Annotated in this window: 21 protein-coding genes; 7 read left to right on the plus strand and 14 right to left on the minus strand. The window is 73.6% G+C overall.

Translation table 11 applies throughout. The features are described from left to right. Positions 1-6: 6 nt before the first annotated feature. The 5 genes from OO54_RS20895 to OO54_RS20915 are packed head-to-tail and all read right to left on the minus strand — an operon-like array spanning position 7 to position 5,260. A complete protein-coding gene (locus tag OO54_RS20895; RefSeq protein ID WP_033205117.1) occupies positions 7-891 on the minus strand; it encodes a glycosyltransferase family 2 protein in 885 nt (294 codons plus the stop codon). An 8-nt stretch (positions 892-899) separates the two neighbouring features. Beyond that, positions 900-1,679: a CDP-alcohol phosphatidyltransferase family protein gene (locus tag OO54_RS20900; protein ID WP_051787054.1), complete on the minus strand. Its 780-nt coding sequence runs from the start codon at positions 1,677-1,679 to the stop codon at positions 900-902. After that, the gene (locus OO54_RS20905) at positions 1,657-2,718 is read right to left on the minus strand and encodes an iron-containing alcohol dehydrogenase family protein (protein WP_033205120.1); all 1,062 of its coding nucleotides are present in this window, start codon (positions 2,716-2,718) and stop codon (positions 1,657-1,659) included. Before OO54_RS20905 ends, OO54_RS20900 begins: the two co-directional genes overlap by 23 nt. Beyond that, positions 2,706-3,443, minus strand: a complete 738-nt coding sequence (locus tag OO54_RS20910) for a phosphocholine cytidylyltransferase family protein (protein WP_017236671.1) — start codon at positions 3,441-3,443, stop codon at positions 2,706-2,708. The genes OO54_RS20905 and OO54_RS20910 overlap by 13 nt, the downstream gene beginning before the upstream one ends. After that, positions 3,440-5,260 (minus strand): DUF5941 domain-containing protein, encoded by a 1,821-nt coding sequence (locus OO54_RS20915; RefSeq protein WP_033205122.1) that lies wholly within the window; start codon positions 5,258-5,260, stop codon positions 3,440-3,442. Before OO54_RS20915 ends, OO54_RS20910 begins: the two co-directional genes overlap by 4 nt. A 424-nt stretch (positions 5,261-5,684) precedes the next feature. Between OO54_RS20915 and OO54_RS20920 the strand changes: the two genes are divergently transcribed. The 3 genes from OO54_RS20920 (at position 5,685) to idi (ending at position 8,884) form a co-directional block, all read left to right on the plus strand. Further along, complete coding sequence (locus OO54_RS20920) at positions 5,685-6,626, plus strand: cation diffusion facilitator family transporter (protein ID WP_033205123.1); 942 nt, start codon at positions 5,685-5,687, stop codon at positions 6,624-6,626. Between the two features lie 223 nt (positions 6,627-6,849). Continuing rightward, positions 6,850-8,112 carry a bifunctional class I SAM-dependent methyltransferase/N-acetyltransferase gene (locus OO54_RS20925; RefSeq protein WP_033205124.1) on the plus strand — a complete coding sequence of 421 codons (1,263 nt, stop codon included), beginning with the start codon at positions 6,850-6,852 and terminating at the stop codon, positions 8,110-8,112. Positions 8,113-8,263: 151 nt separating this feature from the next. Then, positions 8,264-8,884, plus strand: a complete 621-nt coding sequence (idi, locus tag OO54_RS20930) for an isopentenyl-diphosphate Delta-isomerase (protein WP_026057745.1) — start codon at positions 8,264-8,266, stop codon at positions 8,882-8,884. Here idi and OO54_RS20935 read toward each other — a convergent pair. Together OO54_RS20935 and OO54_RS20940 are read right to left on the minus strand one after the other, a co-directional pair. Continuing rightward, positions 8,850-9,368 carry an ATP-binding protein gene (locus OO54_RS20935; RefSeq protein ID WP_209440900.1) on the minus strand — a complete coding sequence of 173 codons (519 nt, stop codon included), beginning with the start codon at positions 9,366-9,368 and terminating at the stop codon, positions 8,850-8,852. The two genes, idi and OO54_RS20935, sit on opposite strands and share 35 nt — an antisense overlap. A 130-nt stretch (positions 9,369-9,498) precedes the next feature. Next, on the minus strand, positions 9,499-10,164 hold the full coding sequence (locus OO54_RS20940; RefSeq protein WP_234439343.1) for an HdeD family acid-resistance protein: 666 nt from the start codon (positions 10,162-10,164) through the stop codon (positions 9,499-9,501). 66 nt (positions 10,165-10,230) lie between these two features. Here OO54_RS20940 and OO54_RS20945 point away from each other — a divergent pair, with 66 nt between their 5' ends. Then, positions 10,231-10,974 (plus strand): enoyl-CoA hydratase/isomerase family protein, encoded by a 744-nt coding sequence (locus OO54_RS20945; protein ID WP_033205126.1) that lies wholly within the window; start codon positions 10,231-10,233, stop codon positions 10,972-10,974. 16 nt (positions 10,975-10,990) lie between these two features. Here the strand turns inward: OO54_RS20945 and OO54_RS20950 are convergent, their stop codons facing one another. Then, positions 10,991-11,635, minus strand: a complete 645-nt coding sequence (locus tag OO54_RS20950) for a DJ-1/PfpI family protein (RefSeq protein ID WP_033205127.1) — start codon at positions 11,633-11,635, stop codon at positions 10,991-10,993. 186 nt (positions 11,636-11,821) lie between these two features. Then, positions 11,822-12,793: a GlxA family transcriptional regulator gene (locus OO54_RS20955; protein ID WP_033205128.1), complete on the minus strand. Its 972-nt coding sequence runs from the start codon at positions 12,791-12,793 to the stop codon at positions 11,822-11,824. Between the two features lie 125 nt (positions 12,794-12,918). Here OO54_RS20955 and OO54_RS20960 point away from each other — a divergent pair, with 125 nt between their 5' ends. Together OO54_RS20960 and OO54_RS20965 are read left to right on the plus strand one after the other, a co-directional pair. Further along, a complete protein-coding gene (locus OO54_RS20960; RefSeq protein ID WP_033205130.1) occupies positions 12,919-13,785 on the plus strand; it encodes an SCO6745 family protein in 867 nt (288 codons plus the stop codon). 107 nt (positions 13,786-13,892) lie between these two features. After that, the gene (locus OO54_RS20965; RefSeq protein WP_033205131.1) at positions 13,893-16,313 is read left to right on the plus strand and encodes a Tex family protein; all 2,421 of its coding nucleotides are present in this window, start codon (positions 13,893-13,895) and stop codon (positions 16,311-16,313) included. A gap of 281 nt (positions 16,314-16,594) precedes the next feature. On the opposite strand, the gene OO54_RS20970 is transcribed toward OO54_RS20965, so the two are convergent. The 4 genes from OO54_RS20970 to OO54_RS20985 form a co-directional block, all read right to left on the minus strand. After that, positions 16,595-16,996, minus strand: a complete 402-nt coding sequence (locus tag OO54_RS20970) for a hypothetical protein (RefSeq protein WP_033205134.1) — start codon at positions 16,994-16,996, stop codon at positions 16,595-16,597. Further along, positions 16,993-17,718, minus strand: a complete 726-nt coding sequence (locus tag OO54_RS20975; RefSeq protein ID WP_033205135.1) for a 2-phosphosulfolactate phosphatase — start codon at positions 17,716-17,718, stop codon at positions 16,993-16,995. The genes OO54_RS20970 and OO54_RS20975 overlap by 4 nt, the downstream gene beginning before the upstream one ends. Before the next feature lie 28 nt (positions 17,719-17,746). After that, on the minus strand, positions 17,747-19,384 hold the full coding sequence (locus OO54_RS20980) for an ABC-F family ATP-binding cassette domain-containing protein (protein WP_033205136.1): 1,638 nt from the start codon (positions 19,382-19,384) through the stop codon (positions 17,747-17,749). 272 nt (positions 19,385-19,656) lie between these two features. After that, positions 19,657-20,199, minus strand: a complete 543-nt coding sequence (locus tag OO54_RS20985; protein WP_051787055.1) for a hypothetical protein — start codon at positions 20,197-20,199, stop codon at positions 19,657-19,659. 70 nt (positions 20,200-20,269) lie between these two features. Here OO54_RS20985 and OO54_RS20990 point away from each other — a divergent pair, with 70 nt between their 5' ends. After that, a complete protein-coding gene (locus OO54_RS20990; protein ID WP_033205137.1) occupies positions 20,270-21,226 on the plus strand; it encodes an NAD(P)/FAD-dependent oxidoreductase in 957 nt (318 codons plus the stop codon). A gap of 184 nt (positions 21,227-21,410) precedes the next feature. Here OO54_RS20990 and OO54_RS20995 read toward each other — a convergent pair whose 3' ends face one another. Continuing rightward, entirely contained in the window at positions 21,411-24,713 is a 3,303-nt protein-coding gene (locus tag OO54_RS20995; protein ID WP_051787056.1) for an AfsR/SARP family transcriptional regulator, read from the minus strand. Positions 24,714-24,984: the final 271 nt, after the last annotated feature.

Genomic DNA, 24,984 nt, shown 5'->3' on the forward strand with positions numbered 1-24,984 from the left:
ACGATGTCAGACGACCGGGGGGCGACCCAGCCGGGTCAGGCGCCACACCGTACGCCACCTCATGGGGCGGCGCGGTCCGCAGGGGGCCGCCCAGCCTTCGCGGAATCCGCCGAACCACGCCTTCAGCGCGGGGAGCGAGGGCCGCCGGGCCAGGGTGAGCAGCAGCCAGACGCCGAGATAGACCGGCACCAGGGGCGCGGGCAGATTGCGACGTGCCAGCCACACTCGGTTGCGAGCCACGTTGAAGTGGTACGAGGCGTGACGGGAAGGGGCTGTCGTGGGGTGCAACAGCACCATGTCGGAACGGTAGTCGATCATCCAGTCGGCGTCGAGCGCCCGCCAGGCGAGGTCCGTCTCCTCGTGCGCGTAGAAGAACTCGTCCGGCAGGCCGCCGACTTCGGCGAAGACCTTCGTCCGGACCGCGTTGGCGCCGCCGAGGAAGGTGGTCACCCGCGAGGAGCGCATCGGGTCGGAGGCGCGCAGCCGCGGCACGTGCCGGCGCTGGGTCTCGCCGGTCTCCGGGTCCGCGATGCGGAAACTGATGATCCCGAGGCGCGGGTCCGCGGTGAAGGCCTGGCGGACGAGTTCGGCGGTGTCCGCGTGGGCGAGCAGTCCGTCGTCGTCGAGGAAGAGCAGGACGTCGACGTCGGTGCCGCCGGGGCCGAAGGCCTCGATGCCCACGTTCCGGCCGGCGGGGATGCCGACGTTCTCGGGCAGGTCGACGGTGCGGACCCAGTCGGGCACCCCGGTGACCGGGGTGCCCTGGCCGACGACGACGACATCGACCGGGTCGCCCTCCTGCTTGGCGACCGAGTCGATCAGCGCGCGCAGGTCGTCGGGGCGGTTGCCCATCGTGATGACGACGGCACCCACCTTGAGCGGCGTACTCACGGCCGGCCTCACTTCAGCCTGCTGGAGACCATGATCGACACCAGGTGCAGCACGGTCTGGAGGAGGGCGATGCCGGCGAGGACGGCGACGCCGAGCCGGGTGAAGAAGAGGTCGCCGCGGATCTGGTCGGCGATCGCCAGGACGACGATCAGCAGCGAGGCCTCGATGCCGAGGACGAGCCGGTGGAACTTCAGCGCCGCGGCGGCCCTGCGGGCCAGCGCCATGCCGGAGGAGCGCGGCTCGGACGCCGCCTCCTTGACCGGCGGCAGGCCGCCCTGGTGGCGGGCGACGCCGACGAGGTCGGTCTCGGCCTTGATCAGGATGGCGCCGAGGGCGGCGAGGGTACCGAGGAACGCCCACAGCCAGTCGACGCCGCCCGAGCCCCACAGGTCGGCGGCGCGCAGGCCGAAGCCGACGAGCACGGCCGCGTCGCACAGGTAGGCGCCCACCCGGTCCAGGTAGACACCCGCCAGCGAGTACTGCTTCTTCCAGCGGGCCACCTCGCCGTCGACGCAGTCGAGCAGCAGGTAGAGCTGGACCATGAGCGCGCCGAGCAGCGCCCCCGGGATCCCGGGCACCAGCAGGGCCGGCGCCGCGAGGACGCCCGCGAGCGTCATCACGTACGTGAGCTGGTTCGGCGTGACCTTGGTGCCGACGAGGTGACGGGTGATCCTGAGCGAGATCTCCCGCATGTACAGGCGCCCGCCCCAGTGCTCGCCGCTCCGCCGGTCCTTCACGCCCGGGGGGTGGACGACCGGTCGGAGCTCAGCTACCGATGGCTTTTGCATAGTCGGCGTACGCGTCCCTGATCTCGTCGTCGGACAGGTCGAGGTGTTCGAGGATGGTGAAGCGGCCCGGTCGGGTCTGCGGGGCGAAGGACACCGCCTGGACGAACTCGTCCACGGTGAAGCCCATCTCCTCCGGCCGGACGGGCAGTCCGTGCCGGCGCAGGGTGTCGACCATCAGCGCGGAGGCGTCGGACGCGCCGCGCAGGTGCATCGCGAAGGCCGCGCCGAGGCCGCACTGCTCGCCGTGGCTGGCGGCGCGGGCCGGGAACAGCAGGTCGAAGGCATGGCTGATCTCGTGGCAGGCGCCCGAGGAGGGGCGGCTGTCACCACTGATCGACATGGCGATGCCGGACATCACCAGGCCCTCGGAGAGGGTGACGAGGAAGTCGTCGTCACCGACGCCGCCGGGGTGGCGGAGCACGGCCTCGCCGGCGCTGCGGGCCATGGCGGCGGCCAGGCCGTCGACGGGCTCGCCGGTCTCGCGGTGGGAGAGCTCCCAGTCCGCGATGGCGGAGAGGTTGGAGATCGCGTCGCCGATGCCGGAGCGGATGTAGCGGACCGGGGCGTCCCGGATCACGTCGAGGTCGATGACCAGCGCGATCGGGGTGGGCACGCCGTAGGAGCCTCGGCCGTTGTCGTTGTCCAGCGTGGAGATCGGCGAGCAGATGCCGTCGTGCGACAGGTTGGTGGCGATGGCCACCAACGGCAGCCCGACCCGGGCCGCCGCGTACTTCGTCACGTCGATGATCTTGCCGCCGCCGAGGGCGACCACGGCGTCGTACCGCTTGCCGCGCATGGCGTCGGCGAGCTTGACGGCCTCGTCGATCGTGCCGCCCGAGACCGGGTACCAGTCGGCACCCGGCAGCTCGGGGGCGAAGTGGTCACGCAGCTTGAGGCCGGAGCCGCCGCTGATGGCGACGGCGATCTTGCCGTTGCTGGAGATCCGCTGGTCCGCGAGGAGCGAGGACAGGTCGTCCAGCGCCCCCCTGCGGATGTCGACGACGACCGGCGAGGGGATCAGCCGGGTCAGTACTGGCACGCGATCTCACGGCCCTTCGCGAGGTCGTCGTGGTTGTCGATCTCGACCCACTTGACGTCGCCGATGGGGGCCACGTCGACGGTGAAGCCGCGGTTGACCAGCTCCTGGTATCCGTCCTCGTAGTAGAGGTCGGGGTCGCGCTCGAAGGTGGCCTTGAGGGCGTCGGCGAGCTCCTCGGCGGCCTCGGCCTCGATCAGCGTGACGCCGATGTACTCGCCGGTGGCGGTCGCCGGGTCCATCAGCTTGGTGATGCGCTGCACGCCCTTGCCCTCGGCGGTGATGACCTTCATCTCCTCGTCGGCGAGGTTCTTCACCGTGTCGAGGGCGAGGATGATCTTCTGGCCGTTGCCGCGGGCCGCCAGCAGGGTCTTCTCGACCGAGACCGGGTGGACGGTGTCGCCGTTGGCGAGGATCACACCGCGCTTGAGCTCCTCACGCGCGCACCACAGGGAGTAGGCGTTGTTCCACTCCTCGGCCTTGTCGTTGTCGACGAGGGTGATCTTGAGGCCGTACCGGGCCTCCAGCGCGTCCTTGCGGTCGTAGACGGCCTCCTTGCGGTAGCCGACGACGATCGCGACCTCGGTGAGGCCGATCTCGGCGAAGTTCTTCAGCGTGAGGTCGAGGATCGTGGTCTCGCCGTCCACGGGCACGAGGGCCTTCGGGAGGGTGTCGGTGTAGGGGCGCAGACGCCGTCCGGCACCGGCTGCGAGTACGAGGCCGATCATGCTGTTTCTCCTTCGTCGTGAACGGCGGGTGCTCCGGAGGAGACCCAGAAGCGGATGGACTCCACGAGCACCACGAGCGCGACGGCGACCGCGAGGGCGGTCAGTGCCAGGGTGAAGTCGTCACCGCGGTCCGCCAGGAAGGCGGCGAGGACGGCCACCAGGAGCGTGCGCCCCTCGTGTCCGCCGGTGACGCGCACCAGCCACGCGGGCGGCGCGCCGGTGCCGCCGCGAATGCGGTACACCGTGTCGTAGTGATGGTAGGCGACCGCCGCGACCAGCCCGAACGCCGCCGGGAGTGCCTGGGCGGCGTCCGCCTTGGCCGCGAGGATGAGCACGGTGCCGTACTCGGCGGCGCGGAAGACGGGCGGTACCAGCCAGTCGAGGGCGCCCTTCAGGGGCCGGACGACGGCAGCGCCCGCGAAGACCGCGTAGAGCACCGCGGCCATGACCGTGAGGGGGCTGCCGAACGGTTCCAGCCAGGCGATGACGACCACGAGGGCCGCGCCGGCCAGCGCGAGCGCGAGCGGGGCCCGGAACAGCGGCCGGACGCCCGGACGCCGTCCCGCCTTGGCCACCAGTTCCGCCAGCGGGCCCGAGTCCGCGAGGTCCGCCAGCGCCTGTGCCGCGCGGTCGGTCCGCTGCGCCTTGCGGGTCAGGGAGCGCAGGACGCGGCCCGCCGTGGTGTAGCAGGCGCCGAAGGAGCCGCCGATGATCAGCGCCCAGAAGACGATCCGGGGGTCGGTCACGGCGATGAGGACGGCGATCATGGCCCAGCGCTCGCCGATCGGCAGGATGATCATGCGGCGGGCCCAGACGGTCCAGCCGACGCTGTCGAGCCGGCCGGAGAGGGCCGCGGTGGGGCTGGTGTTGGCCGTGGCGTCGTGGTTGGCCTCGTTGAACGAGAAGTCGACGACGTGCCGGCAGGTCATCAGGACCATCGCGCCGAGCGCGAGCCCCCAGACGTCGTCGCCGTTGCGGGCGGCGCCGAGGGCGAGGCCCGCGTAGAAGGCGTACTCCTTGGCGCGGTCGAAGGTGGCGTCGAGCCAGGCGCCCATCGTCGAGTACTTCAGTGCGTAGCGGGCGAGCTGCCCGTCGGCGCAGTCGAGGACGAAGGAGACGAGGAGGAGGACGCCGGAGGCGATGTAACCGGCGCGCTCGCCGGTCGCCGCGCAGCCGGCCGCGATCAGGGCGGTGAGCAGCGAGGCGGTGGTGACCTGGTTGGGGGTGAGGCCGCGCCGCGCGCACCAGCGGGCGATGTAGCGCGAGTACGTGCTGATGAAGAAGGTGGTGAAGAAGCCGTCGTGCGCCTTCACCGCGGTGCGGAGGCGGACGGCCTCGTCGTCGACGGCGTCGACGGCGGCGCGCGCCTCGCGGCGGGACTCGGCGTCGGTGGGCACGGTGGCGACGAGGGTGCCGAGCGCGGGCCGGTGCACGGCGACGCCGTCGGCGTCGAGGGCCTCGGCGAGCGTGCCGGTGAGGTCGTCGGCGAGCGTGCCGGTGCCGGCGGGGGCGGGCGCCGCGGAGACGGTGCTCAGGGCGCGGGCGAGCGCGGGGCGGGCCTCGCTCTGCGCGGTGAGCGCGCCGGGCGCGGCCGCCGCCGGGAAGCGGGGGTCGGTGAGGGCGAGGCGCAGCGCGTGCACGTGTCCGACGAAGCGGGGGTCGACGAGCGCGACGCGCTCACCCGCAGGGACGGCGGCCAGCAGGGCTCCGGTCTCCTCGGCGCCCGAGGCGATCCGGACGTCGAAGCCGAGCGACCGCAGATCTCCGTCGAGCGAGGATCCGGGTGCCGGCGGGCCGGTGAGGATGGCGGTCGACAGACGAACTCACTCCTTGGAGCTGACGGAGGGCCGGCGGGGCTCATGGCGGCCCCGGGCGCGGCGGTGCCGCCCTGTACCGGGCGGCGACACGTCGGCTGAGGCTATCGGATGAACCGGATCCCGAGTTCACCGAGGCTTCGCGGTCAGGACTCCCCCGGGCCCACCCGTGTCCGTACGGGTGCGCCCGCCCTGCGGTGATCATCATGGGCGATCGGTGGCCCACCTCACAAACCACGGTCGGGCGCCGCCCCGGGGGCCGTCGGGCGGCACTTCGGACCATGGCCGCGCGGCAGTGAATATCCGCAGGTCAGAGCATATGACAACGGTGTTCAGTACCGTGTTGCACATACCCCCCACCCGTAGTTCACTTGCGAGTCGGGAACCATCGGGCGCACGACGGACGACACGACCGGGAGGCCATGTCATGGGGGCTGGACACGACCACGGGCACAGTCACGGGGGCCCGCCTCCCACGGGCACGGCGGGCGCCGCGTACCGGAACCGACTGCGGATCGCACTCGGCATCACGCTCTCCGTGATGGTGATCGAGATCATCGGCGGTCTGGCCGCCGACTCGCTCGCGCTGATCGCCGACGCGGCGCACATGGCCACGGACGCGGTCGGCCTCGGCATGGCGCTGCTCGCGATCCACTTCGCCAACCGGCCGCCCTCCGAGAACCGCACCTTCGGGTTCGCCCGGGCCGAGATCCTGGCGGCCCTCGCCAACTGTCTGCTGCTGCTCTGCGTCGGCGGGTACGTGCTGTACGAGGCGATCCAGCGGTTCCTGGAGCCGGCCGAGACCAAGGGCGGGCTGACCATCGCGTTCGCGGTGATCGGCCTGGTGGCCAACATGATCTCGCTGTCGCTGCTGGTGCGGGGCCAGAAGGAGAGCCTCAACGTGCGCGGGGCGTACCTGGAGGTGCTCGCGGACGCCCTGGGTTCGGTGACCGTGATCGTCGCGGCCGGGATCATCATGGCCACCGGCTGGCAGTACGCCGACCCGATCGCCTCGATCGTGATCGGCCTGATGATCGTGCCGCGCACGGTCAAACTGCTGCGCGAGACCCTCGACGTGCTCCTGGAGGCGGCCCCCAAGGGCGTCGACATGGGGGAGGTACGGGCGCACATCCTGGCCCTGCCGGGGGTGGAGGGCGTACACGACCTCCACGCGTGGACGATCACCTCGGGGATGCCGGTGCTCTCCGCGCACGTGGTCGTGGACCAGGGCGCACTCGACTCGGTCGGGCACGAGAAGATGCTGCACGCCCTCCAGGGGTGCCTGGGGTCGCACTTCGACGTCGAGCACTGCACGTTCCAGCTGGAGCCGGTGGGGCACGCGGAGCACGAGGCGAAGCTCTGCCTGTGAGGGTGCCCGCGAAGACGCCGCCGGGAAGTCCCCCGCCTGTTAGTCTTTTCGTACGAACACGTGTGGAGAGGAGCTGAGGTTGATGACCGTCGCGATGGAGGCTGCCCAGTGCGGCAGCGCCCGGTCCAGCTTCAGCTTCCGGGTCTCCGGCTGACCTGATCCCGGTTCACCCACCGGTCCGTCACGTCGTCGGCCGGGACCCTTTCACCAAGGGATTCCCACGTTGTCCGACAACGCTCTGCACGACTCCTTCTTCGCCCTGCACCACGGTCTGCCGCGGCAGGGTCCCGGCTCCGACGCCACCACGCGTCGGCTCCTCTCGCTCACCGGGCGGCTCCCGGAGCGCCCGCGCGTCCTCGACCTGGGCTGCGGCCCCGGCCGTTCCGCGCTGCTCCTGGCCGCCGAGGCGGGCGCCGAGGTGACCGCCGTCGACACCCACGAGCCGTTCCTCGCCGAGCTGCGCGAGAGCGCCGCCGCGCGCGGGCTCGACGGCTCGGTCCACACGCTCCGCGCCGACATGCGCGCGCTCCCGTTCCCGGACGGTTCCTTCGACCTGGTCTGGGCCGAGAGCTCGGTCTTCGTCCTCGGCTTCGACCGGGCGCTCGCCGAGTGGCGCAGGCTGCTCGCGCCGGGCGGCACGCTGGTGCTCACCGAGTGCGTCTGGACCACCGACGAGCCGGGCCCGACGGCCCGCGCCTTCTGGGAGGAGCACTACCGGCTCCGCACCGTCGCCGAGAACGCGGCGGCGGCCGTCGGAGCCGGCTATCACGTCCTCGGGACCGTCCCTCAGCCCGAGAGCGACTGGGACGAGTACTACGGTCCGCTCGCCGCCCACGCCGACGCGGCGGACACCGCCGCGCCCGGCATGGCCGAGGCGGTGGCGGGTGCGCGCGCCGAGATCGCGCTCCGGCGCGAGCACGGGGCCGATTACGGTTACGCGGGCTTCGTCCTGCGACCGGCCGACCCGCGCTGGACCATCCGTACGGAGACGCCCAAGGACGTCGCCGCGATCCGACGGGTCGTGGCGACGGCCTTCGGCTCGGAGGCCGCGCCCTCCGCGACCGAGGCCGACCTGGTCGAGGCGCTCAGGCTCGACGCCGACGCCTGGCTGCCCGGTCTGTCGTTCGTGGCCGAGGCCCCGGACGGCACGGTCGCGGCGCACGCGCTGATCACCCGCTGCCGGGTGGGCGACGCTCCGGCGGCGGCACTCGCGCCGGTGTCGGTGGCACCGGCGTACCAGCGGACGGGGGCCGGACAGGCCGTCGTCCGGGCGGTGCTCGACGCGGCGCGGCTGCGGGGCGAGCCGCTCGTGCTCGTCCTGGGCCATCCGGAGTACTACCCGCGGTTCGGGTTCGTACGGGCGTCCGAGCATGGAATCAAGCCAGGTTTCGAGGCTCCCGACGAGGCGATGATGGCGCTCGTCCTGGACGACTCCGTGCCCGTTCCGGCGGGCACCCTGGTCTATCCGGCGGCTTTCGGGGTCTAGGCGCCTCACGGGTCCCCGCGCTCCCGCCGCACCGGCCCTACTCCGGTGCGGTGGGAGCGGCCGCGTCCGGCCGACGAAGTACGGACAAGCCGGGTTTGTGCGGCAGACTGTGGTGGCCCCACCGGGCCGAGGACCGAAGCGAAGGATGGGTATGCCGACCACACCAGCCACCGTGGCTCAGATCTCGCCGGAGATCGCGTCGAACGGTGTCCAGCCGTCCGGAGCCCCGGCGCCGATCATGCTCGAACTGGTCGACGAGGAGGGGAGGACCATCGGCACGGCGGAGAAGCTCGCCGCCCACCAGGCGCCCGGTCAGCTCCACCGCGCCTTCTCCGTCTTCCTCTTCGACGAGTCGGGGCGGCTGCTGCTCCAGCGCCGGGCGCTCGGCAAGTACCACTCCCCCGGCGTCTGGTCGAACACCTGCTGCGGCCACCCCTACCCGGGCGAGGCGCCGTTCGCGGCGGCGGCCCGGCGGACCTTCGAGGAGCTCGGCGTCTCGCCGACCCTGCTCGCGGAGGCCGGCACGGTCCGCTACAACCACCCGGACCCGGCGTCGGGCCTGGTGGAGCAGGAGTTCAACCACCTCTTCGTCGGTCTCGTGCAGGCCGAGCCGCGGCCGGACCCGGAGGAGATCGAGGACACGGCCTTCGTGACCGCCGACGAGCTGGCCGAGCGGCACGCCGCCGCGCCGTTCTCCGCCTGGTTCATGACGGTGCTCGACGCGGCGCGTCCGGCCGTCAGGGAACTGACGGGTCCGTCCGGGGGCTGGTGACCGTCGGGTGCGGCGCGCCTCCGGGCCCCGGGACCTTGGGGACCAGGGGCAGCGCCGCCCAGATGATCTTCCCGCCGGTCGCCGTGTGCTCCACGTCGCAGGCGCCGCCCGCCTCCTGGGCGATCTCCCGCACCAGGAGGAGTCCGCGGCCTCCCGTCTGCCCCCAGTCCGCCTCGAGCGCCTTGGGGCGGTACGGGTGGTTGTCCTCGACGGACACCCGGATCCACTCGGGGCCGATCGCGACCTCCACCGCTATCTCCGGCGACAGCAGCGCCGCGTGCCGCACGGCGTTGGTGACCAGCTCGGAGACGATCAGCAGCAGGCCGTCCATGATCTCCTCGTGGAGGGGGACGCCCTGGCGGACCAGCAGGTCGCGTACGGCGTGCCGGGCCTGCGGGACGGAGACGTCGACCGCGGCCGCGGTGAAGCGCCAGACTCCTTCGTAGGACGGTTGCCGGGTGGGGACGCCTCCGTGGGTGTCCACGGTCCCGTTCCCACCCTCGTGCTCGATTCTCGCCACGGATCGAGTCTTGGCAATCCCCGCGGGCGGACCAGCCTACTGACCAGAAGTCGACACTTATCGGCTGCCTTTTGATCGGCTGGGTATGCCAACGTCAGTTGTTCGACTGATCCTGCTCGGTTTCTGATGACTCCGGAGGGGTGGCGTTTTCCGGCACCGGCGGGGTCACCATACCGACGATGCGCCGCCCTCCGATGCCGATGGCGATCATGCCCAAACCGTCGAACAGCAGCGCGAGCGAGAAGAAGACCCCGAGGACGTACCTGCTGCTGTCGGGCCAGTCGAACAGGACGAGCAGACCGAGCAGCATCCCGAACGCGCCCTGGAACAGGGTCCAGCCGAACTGCGGCCCCCGCACCACCACGCTGCCGACCAGCCGGAACAGTCCGCCGGTCAGGAAGAGCAGGGCGGCGAACATCGTCAGCGCCTCCGCCGAACCGTGCGGGTGACGGATCACCACCACACCGGCCGCGATGTTCAGCGCGGCCACCACCACGGCGAGCCAGAAATGGCTGGTGCCCCGCGACTGGACGGCCTGCAGGAGCCCGATCACGCCGCCGATCAGCAGCAGCCAGCCGAAGAGCAGCATCGAGGTCAGGGTCGCGAGACCCGTGTAGACCAGACCGACGAGACCGCCGATCACCAGCAGGACGCCGAGCGCGGCCAGCCAGCCGAAGCTCCGGTTGAGCTTCTTCCCCTGACGCGCCATGTCCCGCACGGCATCCGCTCCGGCGTCGTCGTCGCGGACGTCCTTGACCATGTGGTGCCTCCTCCGGGCGGCCCCTACCCGATCGTACGATCGGGCCCTGCGGATAGCATCCGGCCCATGGAGCCGCAGCTGAAGGACAGCGTCACGGACGGGGTCGCCACCGTCGTCATCGCCAACCCCGCCAAGCGCAACGCGATGAGCGCCGGCATGTGGCGGGCCCTGCCCGGCGTCCTGGAGCGGCTGGCCGCCGATCCGTCCGTCCGGGTCCTCGTCCTCACCGGCGAGGGCGACACCTTCTGCGCGGGCGCCGACATCTCGACTCTGCGGGAGTCCGGAGAAGAGCAGCAGACGGCCTCGGTACGGGCCGAAGAGGCGCTCGCGGCCTTCCCCAAGCCGACCCTGGCGGCCGTCCGGGGCTTCTGCGTCGGGGGCGGCAGCCAGCTCGCCGCCGCCTGCGACCTGCGCTTCGCCGAGGAGGGCAGCCGGTTCGGGATCACCCCCTCGAAGCTCGGCCTCGTCTACCGGTCCTCGTCGACCCGCAGGCTCGCCGCCCTCGTGGGCCCGTCGACCGCCAAGTACCTGCTGTTCTCGGGCGAACTGTTCGACGCGGACCGGGCGCTGCGGACCGGGTTCGTGGACGAGCTCCACCCGGTGGGCGCTCTGGACAAGCGGGTGGCCGAGTTCACCCGGATCCTCGCCTCCCGGTCGCTGCTGACCCAGGCGGCGGCCAAGGAGTTCATCGACGGGCGGCTGGACCGGGACGCCCACTGGGCGGAGCAGGCGCGCGGCAGCGACGACAGCGCGGAGGGTGTCGCCGCCTTCCTCGAGCGCCGCGCGCCCCGGTTCACCTACGGGCTCTGAGCCCCTCCGGGAGGCCTCAGCCCTCCTTGACGAGGTCCTGGGTGGCGGTGCCCCGCCAGTGCGCCACGATCGCGGCCGGGGCCTTCTCCGGGGAGCCCGCGTCGTAGGGCGGCTGCGGGTCGTACTCGGTCAGCAGCTGGATCGTCTGGGCGACCTCGTCGCCGGCGACGCGGCCGAGCAGGTGCAGCGCCATGTCGATGCCGGAGGAGACGCCGGCCGCCGTGACGTACTTGCCGTCGAAGACGACCCGCTCACCGGTCGGCTCGACCCCCTGGGCCCGCAGTTCGTCGAAGGCGAGCCAGTGGGTGGTCGCCCGGCGGTCCTTGAGCAGCCCCGCGGCGGCCAGGATCAGCGAACCGGTGCAGACCGACGTGGTCCAGGTGCTGGTGGCGTCGGCGGCACGGAGCCAGTCGAGGATCTCCGGGTCGTTCATGGCGACCCGCGCGTCGGGTCCGCCGGGCACCAGGACGATGTCCGGGCGCGGGACCTCGCCGAGGGCCTTGTCCGCTACGAGCGCCAGGCTGCCCTGGTCATTGCGGACAGGCCCCGCCTCCTTGGCGACGAAGACGGTCTCGGCTCCGGGAAGACGGGCGAGGAGCTCGTACGGCCCGACGGCGTCCAGGGTCGTGAAGCGGTCGTAGAGCAGAACGGCGATCTGCATGTCGGTTCCTTCATTCCTTGATCGGTTGGCGGAACGGTCGATGGCGGACCGGGCGACCACGGATCCACGGGCGAAGGGTCGCCCCACGAAGGGATCGCTTCCGGACGGCGCGCGGTCGACCACGGGAGAGCCCGACGACGGCGGAGGCCGACGACGGCGCAGGAGGGCGACGGCGTAGGAGGACGGTCAGGGCAGAACCGCGTGGAAGCGGCGGCGGTACTCCGCCGGGCCGGTGCCGAGGGCCCTGAGGAAGGCGCGGCGCATGGCCTCCGGGGTGCCGTAACCGGAGGCGCGGGCGACCTCCTCGACGCCGCGCGAGGTCTCCTCCAGGAGGCGGCGGGCGTGTTCGAGCCGGACCCGGTCGACGTAGCGGCCGGGCGGGGTGCCGGTCTCCGCGTGGAAGGCGCGGGCGAAGTGGCGGGGCGAGAGCCGGGCGCGGGCGGCGAGCGCCTCGACGGAGAGGTCCGCTTCGGGATGCTCGGTGATCCAGTGCTGGAGGTCGCGCAGCGGCTCGCGGCGGGCGGTCTGGGCGGACAGCTGGGCGCTGAACTGGGCCTGGTTGCCGGGGCGGCGCAGGAAGACGACCAGGTGGCGGGCGACGGTGAGGGCCACGTCCCGGCCGAGGTCCTCCTCGACCAGTGCGAGGGCCAGGTCGATGCCGGCGGTGACGCCGGCGGAGGTGGCGAGCCGTCCGTCGCGTACGAAGATCGGGTCCGGGTCGACGTCGACGCCGGGGTAGCGGCGGGCGAGGTGGTCGCAGGCGATCCAGTGGGTCGTGGCCCGGTGCCCGTCGAGCAGCCCGGCCTCGGCGAGGAGCAGGGCGCCGGTGCAGACGGAGACCAGGCGTCCGGCGCGCGGGGCGTGCTCGCGCAGCCAGTCGATCAGGGCCGGGTCGGGTGCCCGGGTGCCCTCGCCGCCGGGGACGACGAGGGTGTGCGGCGGGCCGTCGGCGAGCGCCTCGTCGAGGGTGGTGTCGGGGAGCAGGCGCAGTCCGCTGTGCGTACGGACCGGGCCGCCGTCCAAGGAGGCGGTCCGGATCGGGTAGGCGTCCGGGTCGCCGGCGGCGCGGCCGGCACCGGCGAACACCTCGACGGGGCCGGTGACGTCGAGGCTCTGCACGTCGTCGAAGAGGACGACGAGGACGGGTCGCTGCGTCATGCCCCCATCCTTCGCGCCGGCCGGCGCGTCCGCAACGACGGGCAACCCACCTTTTCTGCCATCGCCGCGGGCGGGCGCGATGGACCGGTTCCCGTCGTACCGACCAGTCGGTAACCTTCGGTTCCATGACGACTGCTCTGCCCCCGCGCGCGGGACGCCGCTGCCACAACGCCCTCAACCCGCTGCACTCCACGCTCTACTTCTCGCCCGACCTGGACCGCGAGTTCACCGCCCTCGGCTTCACCGACGCGAGCGCGATGCGGCTCGCCGCACGGAGCGCCGCCCTCGGCGCGGTGGGCGCGGGCACGGTCGCCGCGACCTTCTACAACTACAGCCACGACCTGCTCGCCCGGCACCTGCCCGCCGTCTGGGAGACCGCCTCCCCCGCCGAGGTCCTGGACGCACGGCTGCGGACCGCCGACGCGACCCTGCGCCGGCTGCTCGGCGACGACGCCGTCGCCTCCCCCGAGATGGCCGAGGCGGCCGGGCTCGCGCTGCGCGCCACCGAGGCCTGCACCCGGCACGCCCGGCCGCTGTACTCCGCCCACGCGGACCTCCCGGTGCCCGAGGAGCCCCACCTCGCCTACTGGCACGCCGCCACCCTGCTGCGCGAGCACCGGGGCGACGGCCACCTCACGGCGCTGCTCTCCGCCGGGCTCGACCCCGTCGAGGCCCTCGTCTCGCACACCGCCACCGGCAAGGGCATGGCCCCGCGCTGGGTCCTCGGCTCCCGCGGCTGGCGGCGCGCCGACTGGGACGCGGCGGCGGAGCGGCTGCGCGAGCGCGGGCTGCTCGACGCCGACGGCGAACTGACGGAGTCGGGCACCGCCCTCCGCGCCGAGTTGGAGGAGCACACCGACCGGCTGGACTCCGCCCCGTACGAGCACCTCGGCGCGGCCGGCGTCGAGCGCCTGACCGAGCTGGGACGCGGCTTCCTGTTCACCGCGGCCGCCGCCGGCGCCTTCCCGGCGGACCTCGGCGGCAAGGGGTGACGCCGGGTCGGGCGAACCGCCGGGACGGGTCGGTTGCCGCGTCCGGGTGACCGACCCGGCACAATGCACTCGCAAGCTTGAGGCACGAGAAGGCGAGTCGGGACACAGTGACGACGTCCATCGAAGCAAGGATCGCCGAGGAGCTCGGCGTACGCGAGCGACAGGTGAAGGCAGCCGTCGAGCTCCTCGACGGCGGTTCGACCGTGCCGTTCATCGCGCGCTACCGCAAGGAAGCGACCGAGATGCTCGACGACGCGCAGCTGCGCACGCTCGAGGAGCGGCTGCGCTACCTGCGCGAGCTGGAGGACCGCCGGACGGCGATCCTCGACTCGGTACGCGAGCAGGGCAAGCTGACGCCGGAGCTGGAGGCCGGCATCCGGGCGGCCGACACCAAGGCGCGCCTGGAGGACATCTACCTGCCCTTCAAGCCGAAGCGCCGGACGAAGGCCCAGATCGCCCGCGAGGCCGGTCTCGAACCGCTGGCGGAGGGACTGCTCGCCGACCCCTCGGTCGAGCCGGCGGCCGCCGCCGCGGCCTTCGTGGACGGGGACAAGGGCGTCGCGGACGCCGCCGCCGCCCTGGAGGGCGCGCGGGCGATCCTCGCCGAGAAGTTCTCCGAGGACGCCGACCTCATCGGCGAGCTGCGCGAACGCATGTGGGGCCGCGGCCGGCTCGTCGCGAAGGTGCGGGACGGGCAGGAGGAGGCCGGTGCGAAGTTCGCCGACTACTTCGACTTCGCCGAGCCGTTCACGGCGCTGCCCTCGCACCGCGTGCTCGCCATGCTGCGGGGCGAGAAGGAGGACGTGCTCAGCCTGGACCTGGAGCCGGAGGAGCCGTCGGAACTGCCCGGCCCGTCCTCGTACGAGGGCATCGTCGCGGGCCGCTTCGGCGTCGCCGACCGCGGTCGCCCCGGCGACAAGTGGCTCCAGGACACGGTCCGCTGGGCCTGGCGGACCCGCATCCTCGTCCACCTCGGGATCGACCTGCGGCTGCGGCTGCGCACGGCGGCCGAGGACGAGGCGGTCCGCGTCTTCGCGGCGAACCTGCGCGACCTGCTGCTCGCGGCGCCGGCCGGCACCCGGGCGACGCTCGGCCTCGACCCCGGTTTCCGTACCGGCGTGAAGGTCGCCGTGGTCGACGCCACGGGCAAGGTGGTGGCCACCGACACGATCTACCCGCACGTCCCCGCCAACAAGTGGGACCAGGCGCTCGACCGGCTGGCCCGCCTGGCGAAGGAGCACGCGGTCGAGCTCGTCGCGATCGGCAACGGCACCGCCTCCCGCGAGACCGACAAGCTCGCCGGTGAACTCCTCTCCAAGCACCCCGAGTTGAAGCTGACCAAGGTGATGGTCTCGGAGGCCGGCGCCTCGGTCTACTCGGCCTCCGCCTTCGCCTCACAGGAACTCCCCGACCTCGACGTGTCGTTGCGCGGCGCCGTCTCCATCGCCCGGCGGCTCCAGGACCCGCTCGCGGAGCTGGTGAAGATCGACCCGAAGTCCATCGGCGTCGGCCAGTACCAGCACGACCTGGCCGAAGTGAAGCTCTCGCGCTCCCTCGACGCCGTGGTCGAGGACTGTGTGAACGGCGTCGGCGTCGACGTCAACACCGCTTCCGCGCCGCTGCTTTCGCGGGTCTCCGGCATCAGCGGCGGCCTCGCCGAGAACATCGTGGCGCACCGGGACGCCAACGGTCCGTTCCGCTCCCGCAAGGCGCTCAAGGACGTGGCCAGGCTCGGCCCGAAGGCGTACGAGCAGTGCGCGGGCTTCCTCCGCATCCGGGGCGGCGACGACCCGCTCGACGCGTCGTCGGTGCACCCGGAGGCGTACCCGGTGGTGCGCAGGATGGTGAAGGCGACGGGCGGCGAGGTCGCGGCGCTGATCGGCGACACCGGTCGGCTGCGCTCGCTGCGCGCGGACGACTTCGTCGACGGGGCCTTCGGTCTGCCGACCGTGACCGACATCCTGCGCGAGCTGGAGAAGCCGGGCCGCGACCCGCGACCCGCGTTCAAGACGGCCACCTTCAAGGACGGCGTCGAGAAGATCGGCGACCTCGCGTCCGGGATGGTCCTGGAGGGCGTCGTCACGAACGTGGCGGCCTTCGGCGCGTTCGTGGACATCGGCGTCCACCAGGACGGTCTGGTGCACGTCTCGGCGATGTCGAAGAACTTCGTCAAGGACCCGCGCGACGTGGTGAAGCCCGGCGACGTCGTCAAGGTGAAGGTCCTCGACATCGACATCCCCCGCAAGCGCATCTCGCTGACCCTGCGCCTCGACGACGAGCCCGGCGCGGACGCGGCCGGCGGCGCGCCCAAGCGCGAGCGGGGCGAGCGCTCCGGCCGGCCGCCGCAGCAGCGTCAGGGCGGCGGCGGTCGCCGGTCCGAGCGCGGCGACCGCAACGACCGCGGCGACCGTACGGAGCGCGGCGGCGGCCGGGACCGGTCGGCGGCCCCGGCGCCCGGCAACAGCGCCATGGCGGACGCCCTGCGCAAGGCCGGCCTCCTCGGCGAGGGCGGCGGCAAGCGCCGCTAGGCGGCTGGACGGCCGGGCCGGTCGGAGGCTGGGCGGCTCGGCGTTCACCCCGTCAGGCGGCCCGGAGCATCCGGACGGCCAGGCGGTTCACCCCGCCAGGCGGCCCGGAGCATCCGGACGGCCAGGCGGTTCACCCCGCCAGGCGGCCCGGAGCATCCGGACGGCCAGGCGTTCAGGGCGGCCCGGTGCCGGGCCGTACGCGCCGCCCCCGTACGCTCCGCAGAACGGCCGAGGCCGCGCCCCCGTCGGGGCGCGGCCTCGGCCGTGTGGGGTATGGCGGGTCAGGGCAGGAAGCGCATCGCCCAGTCGGCGCGGTGGGCGACGGACAGGTCGTCGTCCTGGGTGAGCGGCTGGAGCAGTGCGCGGGCCGCCTTCGGGTCGGCCTGCACGAGTTCGACGATCTCGGCCGCCAGGCCGTCCTGGTCGTCTCCGAGGTCGACGGCCGAGGCGCGGACCAGGGCCGGCAGGGCCTCCGGGCCGCCGATGGCGGCGAGGACGCCGCCGAGGAGCTCGCGGGCGTAGGCGTTCCGTTCCGTGAGGGCGCGGTCCAGCTCCGACTGGAGGCGCGGCAGGAGGCCCGCGTCGCCCGAGGCGGCGATCTCGTCGGCGAGGTCGATGGTCTCGTCGACGTCCGCGTCGAGATCGTCCAGCATCTCGGTCAGCCGGGTCAGTAGGTCGGTCATGCTGCTGCCTCCTGGAAAGCGCCGTCCATCAGGACGGGGACGGTCGTCGAGCTGTCGGTCTCGGCGGCCACGGCCACGTCCTGCGGATAGCCGTACTCGTACAGTTCACGGCCCGAGTCACAGCCGTGCAAGGCGGCGACCGGGTCCTCCGTCGCCGACCACAGCGTGGCCGCCGCGGCCGCCTCCGGGCTCAGTGGGCCCCTGCCCACGAGAGCGGAGAGCACCGCTCCCGCGCCCAGCAGATCCTCGAGCGCCGGGCGCAGCGAGCCGTCGGGCCACCGCTCGCCGGAGGCGATGACCGCGAGCGGGCGGTCGGCCGTGCCGTACCCGCGGTCCGTGAGCCAGCGGGCGACGGCGGTGTGGTTGCGCAGGGAGGCGGCGACGACGGTCGCGGCGCCGGCCTCGGCCGCGATGGTGGAGCCGTTCGGGGACGGCAGGACCAGACGGGCGGGTGCCGGGGCGGCGCGCAGGGCCGCCGGGGAGAGCGTCCACGGGTGCTCGGGGGTCGCCTCGCGGCGGCCGACGGCGAGGGTCGCCCCCACGCGGGACGCGTACGCGGCGGCCGTGGCGTCCCGCCACCGGTAGGGGTGGACGGCCGTGCCGGCCTCGACGGCGACGCCCACGGCGGTGGTGAACGACAGCACGTCGACCACGACCACGCAGGCGGCCGCCGGGGCGAGGGCCCTGGCCTCGACGGGCCCCCAGCCGAAGGAGACCGTCATCGCGGGCCCCGTCCGCGGCAGACGGTCATCAGAGCTCGGTCACCTTGCCGCCGGCGACCTCGATGCGCCGGGTGGTGCGGACCGCGTCCAGCATGCGCCGGTCGTGGGTGACCAGGAGCAGGGTGCCCGTGTACGAGTCGAGGGCGGACTCCAGCTGCTCGATGGCCGGCAGGTCGAGGTGGTTGGTCGGCTCGTCGAGGACGAGCAGGTTCACGCCCCGGCCCTGGAGCAGGGCGAGCGCGGCGCGGGTCCGCTCGCCCGGGGAGAGCGTCGTCGCGGGCCGCAGCACGTGCTCGGCCTTGAGGCCGAACTTGGCGAGCAGCGTCCGGACGTCGGCGGGCTCGGTGTCGGGCACCGCCGCGCAGAACGCCTCCAGGAGGGTCTCGGTGCCGTGGAACAGCTTGCGGGCCTGGTCGACCTCGCCGACGACGACGCCCGAGCCGAGCACCGTGTCGCCGGAGTCCAGCGGGAGGCGGCCGAGCAGGGCGGCGAGCAGGGTCGACTTGCCGGCGCCGTTGGCACCGGTGACGGCCACGCGGTCGGCCCAGTCGATCTGGAGGGTGACGGGACCGAAGGAGAAGTCGCCGCGACGCACCTCTGCCTCGCGCAGGGTCGCCACAACCGAGCCGGAGCGCGGCGCCGAGGCGATCTCCATGCGGAGCTCCCACTCCTTGCGGGGCTCCTCGACGACGTCGAGGCGTTCGATCATGCGCTGGGTCTGCCGGGCCTTCGCCGCCTGCTTCTCGCTGGCCTCGCTGCGCGCGTTGCGGCCGAGCTTGTCGCCGTCGGTGGCCTTGCGGCGGGCGTTCTTGACGCCCTGGGTCATCCAGGAGCGCTGCATGTGGCCGCGCGCCTCCAGGGCGGCCTTCTTGCCCGCGTACTCGTCGTAGTCCTCGCGCGCGTGGCGCCGGGCGGTGTCCCGCTCGTCGAGGTAGGCGTCGTAACCGCCGCCGTACAGGGTGATCTGCTGCTGGGCCAGGTCCAGTTCCAGGACCTTGGTGACGGTGCGGGTGAGGAACTCGCGGTCGTGGCTGATGACGACCGTGCCGGCGCGCAGCCCCTTCACGAACGTCTCCAGGCGCTCCAGGCCGTCCAGGTCCAGGTCGTTGGTGGGCTCGTCGAGCAGGAAGACGTCGTAGCGCGAGAGGAGCAACGAGGCGAGACCCGCGCGGGCCGCCTGGCCGCCGGAGAGCGAGGTCATCGGCTGGTCGAGGCCGACGGTGAGGCCGAGGGAGTCCGCGACCTCGTCGGCGCGCTCGTCGAGGTCGGCGCCGCCGAGGTTCAGCCAGCGCTCCAGCGTGACGGAGTACGCGTCGTCGGCGCCCGGGGTGCCGTCGACGAGGCCCTGGGTGGCCTCGTCCATGGCCTCCTGGGCGGCGGCCACGCCGGTGCGCCGGGCGAGGAACTCGCGCACGGTCTCGCCCGCGCGCCGCTCCGGCTCCTGCGGGAGGTGCCCGACGGACGCGGTGGGCGGGGAGAGCCGCAGCTCGCCCTCCTCCGGGGTGTCCAGGCCTGCCAGCAGCCGGAGCAGCGTCGACTTGCCGGCGCCGTTGACGCCGACGAGGCCGATGACGTCGCCGGGGGCGACGACCAGGTCGAGCCCGGCGAAGAGGGTGCGTTCGCCGTGGCCGGCGGCGAGGTCCTTGGCGACGAGGGTTGCAGTCATCAGGGGACGAATCTTACGGGGACGCCCACCCGGGCGTGCCGCGCGGTCGCGGCACCTCCTCGGACCACCCGGTCACACCGCCGGGCGAGGCCGTCCGGTCAGGTCGCTGGGCGAAGCCGTCCGGGCGTGCACGCCGCCCGAGGCCGTCCGGTCGTACCGCCGGGCGAGGCCGTCCGGTCAGGTCGCTGGGCAAAGCCGTCCGGGCGAAGCCGTCCGGGCGTGCACGCCGGGCGACGCCGTCGGGGCGGGTGCCACGGGGTCACGCTTCGCGGTCACGCCGCGCGCGGGGGTGCGAGCGGAAGGGAGCTCGCCGAGGCGGGTGCCGTGCCGGGGCGGCTGCCCGGGGTGGTGCCGCCGGTGGGGCCGGCGGCCGGGACGCCGGGGGGCTCGGCGCGCAGGCGGTGGAGGACGGCGCGGTAGGCGGGGCCGTGGAAACGGTACGGGCCGATGCCCGGGTAGACGTCCCGTGCCGGGTCGACGGTGGGGCCGGTCTGCCAGGCGAGGTCGCGCCAGACGACGTCGTCGCCGGAGCGCTCGACGACGGCGGTGACGGCTCCGCAGCCGGGGTCGTCGCAGTCCGGGCAGGAGTGGATCACCCGGCGGGTGCCGTCGGCCAGGAGGAGGCGTTCGGCGTGCTCGGCGCGGACGGTGGGCGGGAGGTCCGCCGCGAGCGGCGAGACGGCGTCGACGCCGTCGACCTCGTCGAGCCGGTGGAGCAGCGCCCTGCCGTCGACGAGGAAGTCACGGAGCGGAGCGGACGCGCCGCCCGCGGGGGCGGCGGGGACGAGGTCGAGGGATGCGTACGGGACCGGCATGACTCGAGTCTTCCGGCGTTCCGTGGCCGCCCCGTCCCGGAAATGTCCCGGTCCCGGTACGGTCCGGGCCATGGAGAGCGACGTGATCGTGGTGGGCGGCGGGGTCATCGGCCTGACGACGGCGGTGACGCTGGCGGAGCGCGGGCTCCGGGTACGGGTCTGGTCCCGGGACGACGTCACGGCGACGACCTCGGCGGTGGCGGGCGCGCTGTGGTGGCCGTACCGGATCGAGCCGGAGGCCGAGGCGGGGGCCTGGGCACTCGCCTCGCTGCGCGTGTACGGGGAGTTGGCCGCCGATCCGGAGCGGACGGGGGTGCGGTGGGTGCCGGGGGTCCACGCGGACACCGTCCTGGACGGCCTGGGGTCCTGGGCGAAGGAGGTGCCGGGCCTCCGCCGACTGGCTCCCGAGGAGGTTCCCGGGCCGTACGGCGTGGGGCTTGCGGCCCGGCTTCCGCTGATCGACATGCCGGTCCATCTGGCCTGGCTCCGGGGTCGGTTCGAGGCGGCCGGCGGGGTCTTCGAGCGGCGTGCGGTGACCGGCTTCGAAGAGGCGGCGGCGCGGGCGGGCGTGGTCGTCGACTGCACCGGGGCGGCGGCGCGCGAGCTCGTGCCCGATGCCGGACTGCGACCGGTGCGGGGGCAGTTGGTCCTGGTGGAGAACCCCGGTGTCGAGGAGTGGTTCACCGCGGCGGACGCCGCTTCGCACGAGACGACGTACTTCTTCCCGCAGCCGGGGCGCCTGGTGCTCGGCGGCACGGCCGAGGAGGGCGACGAGCGCCTCGAACCCGATCCGGCGACGGCGGCCGCGATCGTCGCGCGGTGCGCGCGGGTGCGGCCGGAGATCGCGGGGGCGCGGGTGCTCGGACACCGGGTGGGGCTGCGGCCGGCCCGGGTGGGCGGGGTGCGGATCGAGGCGGTGCCCCTGTCGGGCGGTGGCCGCCTCGTGCACCACTACGGGCACGGGGGCGCCGGGGTGACGGTGGCCTGGGGCTGCGCGGAACGGGCGGCGGAGCTGGCCTGCGGCTGACCGGTCTGCCGGAGGGCCGGGGACGGACGGCTCGGCTCCGGGCCCCGGCGCCGCACTGAGAACACGCTGGAGCCCGTCCGCGGGTGGGACCGGTACAAGACCCCCCGGGCCCTGGGAGGGGCCTGGGCATGCCGGCCCGGGGCGGTGTCGGGTCGGTTCGGGGGTTCCGGGGTTCCGGGGTTCGTCAGCGGCGGGCCGGGGTGCGGGTGGTGGTGTCGGCAGGGGTGGGGTCCGTGGCCAGGCGCCGTCGGAGGGCGTCGGCCTCGGGGACGCGTAGTCGTTCGGCGATGTCCAGGGCGGTCCGCAGGTGGGGGACGGCCAGGGCGTGCCTGCCCAGGGCGACGAGGCAGTCCGCGATCCCCTGATGGGCGAGCAGCTCCTCGTACAGCGCCTGGATCGTTCCCGCCAGGACGAGCGATTCGCGGTGCCGCGCGGCGGCCTGCTCCGGGAGGCCCGCGGCCAGCAGCGCGGAGCCGTGGACGTGCAGGGCGGCCACCTCGCCGCCGAGGTCGCCGAGGTCGCGGAAGGCGGCGAGGCAGTGCTCGGCCTCGTCCCGGGCCTGGTCGTGCGCGCCGCGGAGGTGGGCGGCCTCGGCGAGGTGCAGCTTCGTGTAGGCGCGTCCCATCGCGCTGTTGACCTGCTCGCAGATGGCGAGGGAGCGGCGGAGGCAGTGCTCCGCCTCCTCGATCTCGCCGCACCGGAAGTGGACCCGGGCGAGGTACGTCAAGGAGTTCGCCACACCGAGCCGGCTTCCGATCTGGTCGTGCTTCCGCACCGATTCGGTCAGATGGCCCTTCGCTTCTTCGTACGCGCCGGTGAGCCGCAGCACGTCGCCGAGGTCGGCGAGGACGTTCGCCTCCCCCAGGACGTTGCCCAACTCGCCGTACAGGGACAGGGCCTGACGGTGGTGGGTCATGGATTCCGCGTACCGGCCCAGGGATCTGAGGATGTCGGCGAGGGTGGCGAGGGAGTTCGCGAGACCGAGCCGGTCTCCGGTGTCCCGGAACGACGCCAGGGCCAGGCCGACGCTTTCCGCGGCCTCGGGGTAGCGGCCGGCGAGTTGCAGCACATGGCCGAGTTCGTTGCGGACCAGCCCCTCGTCCCGCCGGTCGCCGGTGCCGGCGAAGCACTCCAGGGACTGCCGCAGCGCGTCGGTGGCCTCCTCGTACCGGCCGGTGAACCGGAACACCCGGCCGAGGTCGTGCATCATCATGCCCTCGCGTCGGCGGTCGCCGCGCGAGCGGACCAGAAGCAGCGCCTGGAGCAGCCCGGACTCCGCTTGTTCGTAGGAGCCCTTGAGCGAGTCGACGATGGCGAGGTGGTGCAGGGAGAGGGCTTGACCGAGCTCGTCGCCGGCGGCCCCGGCGGCCGCGAGGGCGATCCGGTGCAGGTCCTGGGCCTCGCCCCAGTGGCCGTCGGCCCGCAGGAAGTCGTGCATCGCGGCAGGGAGGTACACGGCAGCCTCGTGGAGACCGTGGCGGGAGGCGTGTTCGACGGCGGCGCGGAGGTTGGCGTGTTCGGCGCGCATCCATGCCGTCGCCTCGCCCGCGTCGGCGAACTCGGGCAGTGTCGTGGGGCGTTCGGCCGTCAGCTCGGGCGGATGCACCGCGTGCCGGGCGATTCCGGCACCCGCGTCCGACGCCGCGTGGAGGTAGTGGTCAAGGAGGCGCCGCACGGCCGTGTCCGCGTCGGCGGGGCCGTCGGCGAGCGCCAGGGTCCGGGCGTACTCGCGTACGAGGTCGTGCATCTGGTAGCGCCCGCGCGAGGGCTCGTCGACCAGGCTGTGGTCGCAGAGTTCCTCCAGCAGGCGGCGGGCGGTGCCGGGGTCGGAGCCGTGCAGCGCGGCGGCGGCGCGGACGTCGACGTCGCGTCCGGGCAGTAACCCGAGCCGGCACAGCAGGGTGCGGGAGGGCGATGACAGCGCCCGGTACGACAGGTCGAACGCGGCGGCGACCGACACGTTCTCGGAGGCGAGGGCGGCGAGCCGGCCGGCCGCCGTCCCGAGGTCCTCGGCGATGTCCGCGGGGGACCAGCTCCGCCGGTGGCGCAGCCGGGCGGAGACGAGGTTGAGCGCCAGCGGCAGGTGGCCGCAGAGGTGTGCCAGCCGGGCGACCGCGGGGTCGTCGGGTGTGATGTCCGGCCGGCCGGACCGGGTGATGAGCAGCCGTATCGCGTCGTCCTCGGCCAGCACGCCCAGGGTGATCGGTGTGGCGCCGGTGAGCGCCTCCAGGCGGCGCCGGCTGGTGACGAGGACCAGCGAGCCCGCCGTACCGGGCAGCAGCGGTTCCACCTGGTCGGAGCCCGAGGCGTCGTCCAGCAGGATGACCATCCGGCGCCCCGCGACCCGGCTCCGCCACAGGCCCGCGCGTGCGGCGAGCCCGTCCGGCACGCGGTGGGGGCTCTCGCCGACGGCGAGGAGCAGCTCGGCCAAGGCGTCCTCGGGGGCGACGGGCGGGGTGCCGACGGTGTGGGCGTGCAGGGGGAGGAAGATCTGGCCGTCCGGGTAGTACGCGCCCACGTGGTGGGCGACGCGCAGGGCGAAGGCGGTCTTGCCGACCCCGGGCATCCCGTCCACGGTGTGGAGGTCCACCGGTCCCGGCCCGCCGTCCGCTCCCGCGCGCAGGTCGGTGAGGAGGGCACTGATCTGCGCCTCGCGACCGGTGAAGGCGACCGGGTCGCGCGGCAGGGCCCTGGGGACGGCCGCGGAGCCGGTCACCGGGCGGCCCGGCTGCTCGACGGGGGCGCTGTCGTCGTCCAGTACCTGCTGGAAGGCCGCACGCGCGCCGGGGCCGGGCTCGACACCGAGGGCATCGACGAGTGAGCGGCGCAGTTCGTGGTACGTCTCCAGTGCCTCGGCGCGGCGGCCGGTGTGGTGCAGCATCAGGATGAGGTGGGTGTGGAAGGACTCGCGCAGCGGGAACTCGGCTGCGGCCCGCCTCAGTTCGGGCAGGAACTCCTCGTGGCTGCCCAGTCGCACGACCGCTTCCGCCCGGAGTTCGAGGCACTGGAGTCGTGTCTCCTGCCACCGGGTGAGGTCGGAGGCTGCTTCGGCCGCGAGGGCCGGGAACTCCTCGAGGGGTGTGCCGCGCCACAGTGCCAGCGCCGCCTCCGTCACGCGTGAGACGTGCTCCCAGTCCTCGGCGTGCCGGGCCCGGCGCGCCTCGTCGAGGGCGCCGACGAGGCGGTCGGCGTCGAGTTCCCCGTCCTCGACGCGCAGGACGAAGCCGCGGTCCCTGCTGAGGATCCGTGTCGGGTCGCCGAGGGAACGGCGCAGCCGGGTCACGTGGTTGTGCAGGGACGCGCGGGCACTGGCGGGCGGGCGTCCGTCCCAGAGCATCCCCGCCAGGCGGTCCAACGTGACGACGCGATCGGGTGCCAGCAGGAGCGCCGCGAGCAGGGCTCTGGGCAGGGGCGGGCGCGGCGCGCGCTCGTCCCCCCGATCGTCCGTGGCCGACAACGGTCCGAGCAGCGCGAAGCGCACGTCCATACCCCCCGGTTCGAAGCGCGGGGCAGGTCGGGGCCTCGCGCCAGCGCATCGTAACGGCGGTGGGGGACGGATCCACGATCTTGTTCCGTCACAGGCCTGTCGCGGCCGTACCTCTCGTCCGAGGGGTACGGCCGCGAAGAATCCGCGGGGAGCGCGGAGGCCTGCGGCGTACGACTAGGACTTGTCCGGTCGATCATGTGACTACTCCGTGCCCGAGTCGTTGCTGTGGGCATGGGGCGGGGTGATCTGACGGATGCCGAGTGGGAACGGC

This window comes from Streptomyces wedmorensis (assembly GCF_000716445.1).
GTDB classification, from domain to species: domain Bacteria; phylum Actinomycetota; class Actinomycetes; order Streptomycetales; family Streptomycetaceae; genus Streptomyces; species Streptomyces wedmorensis.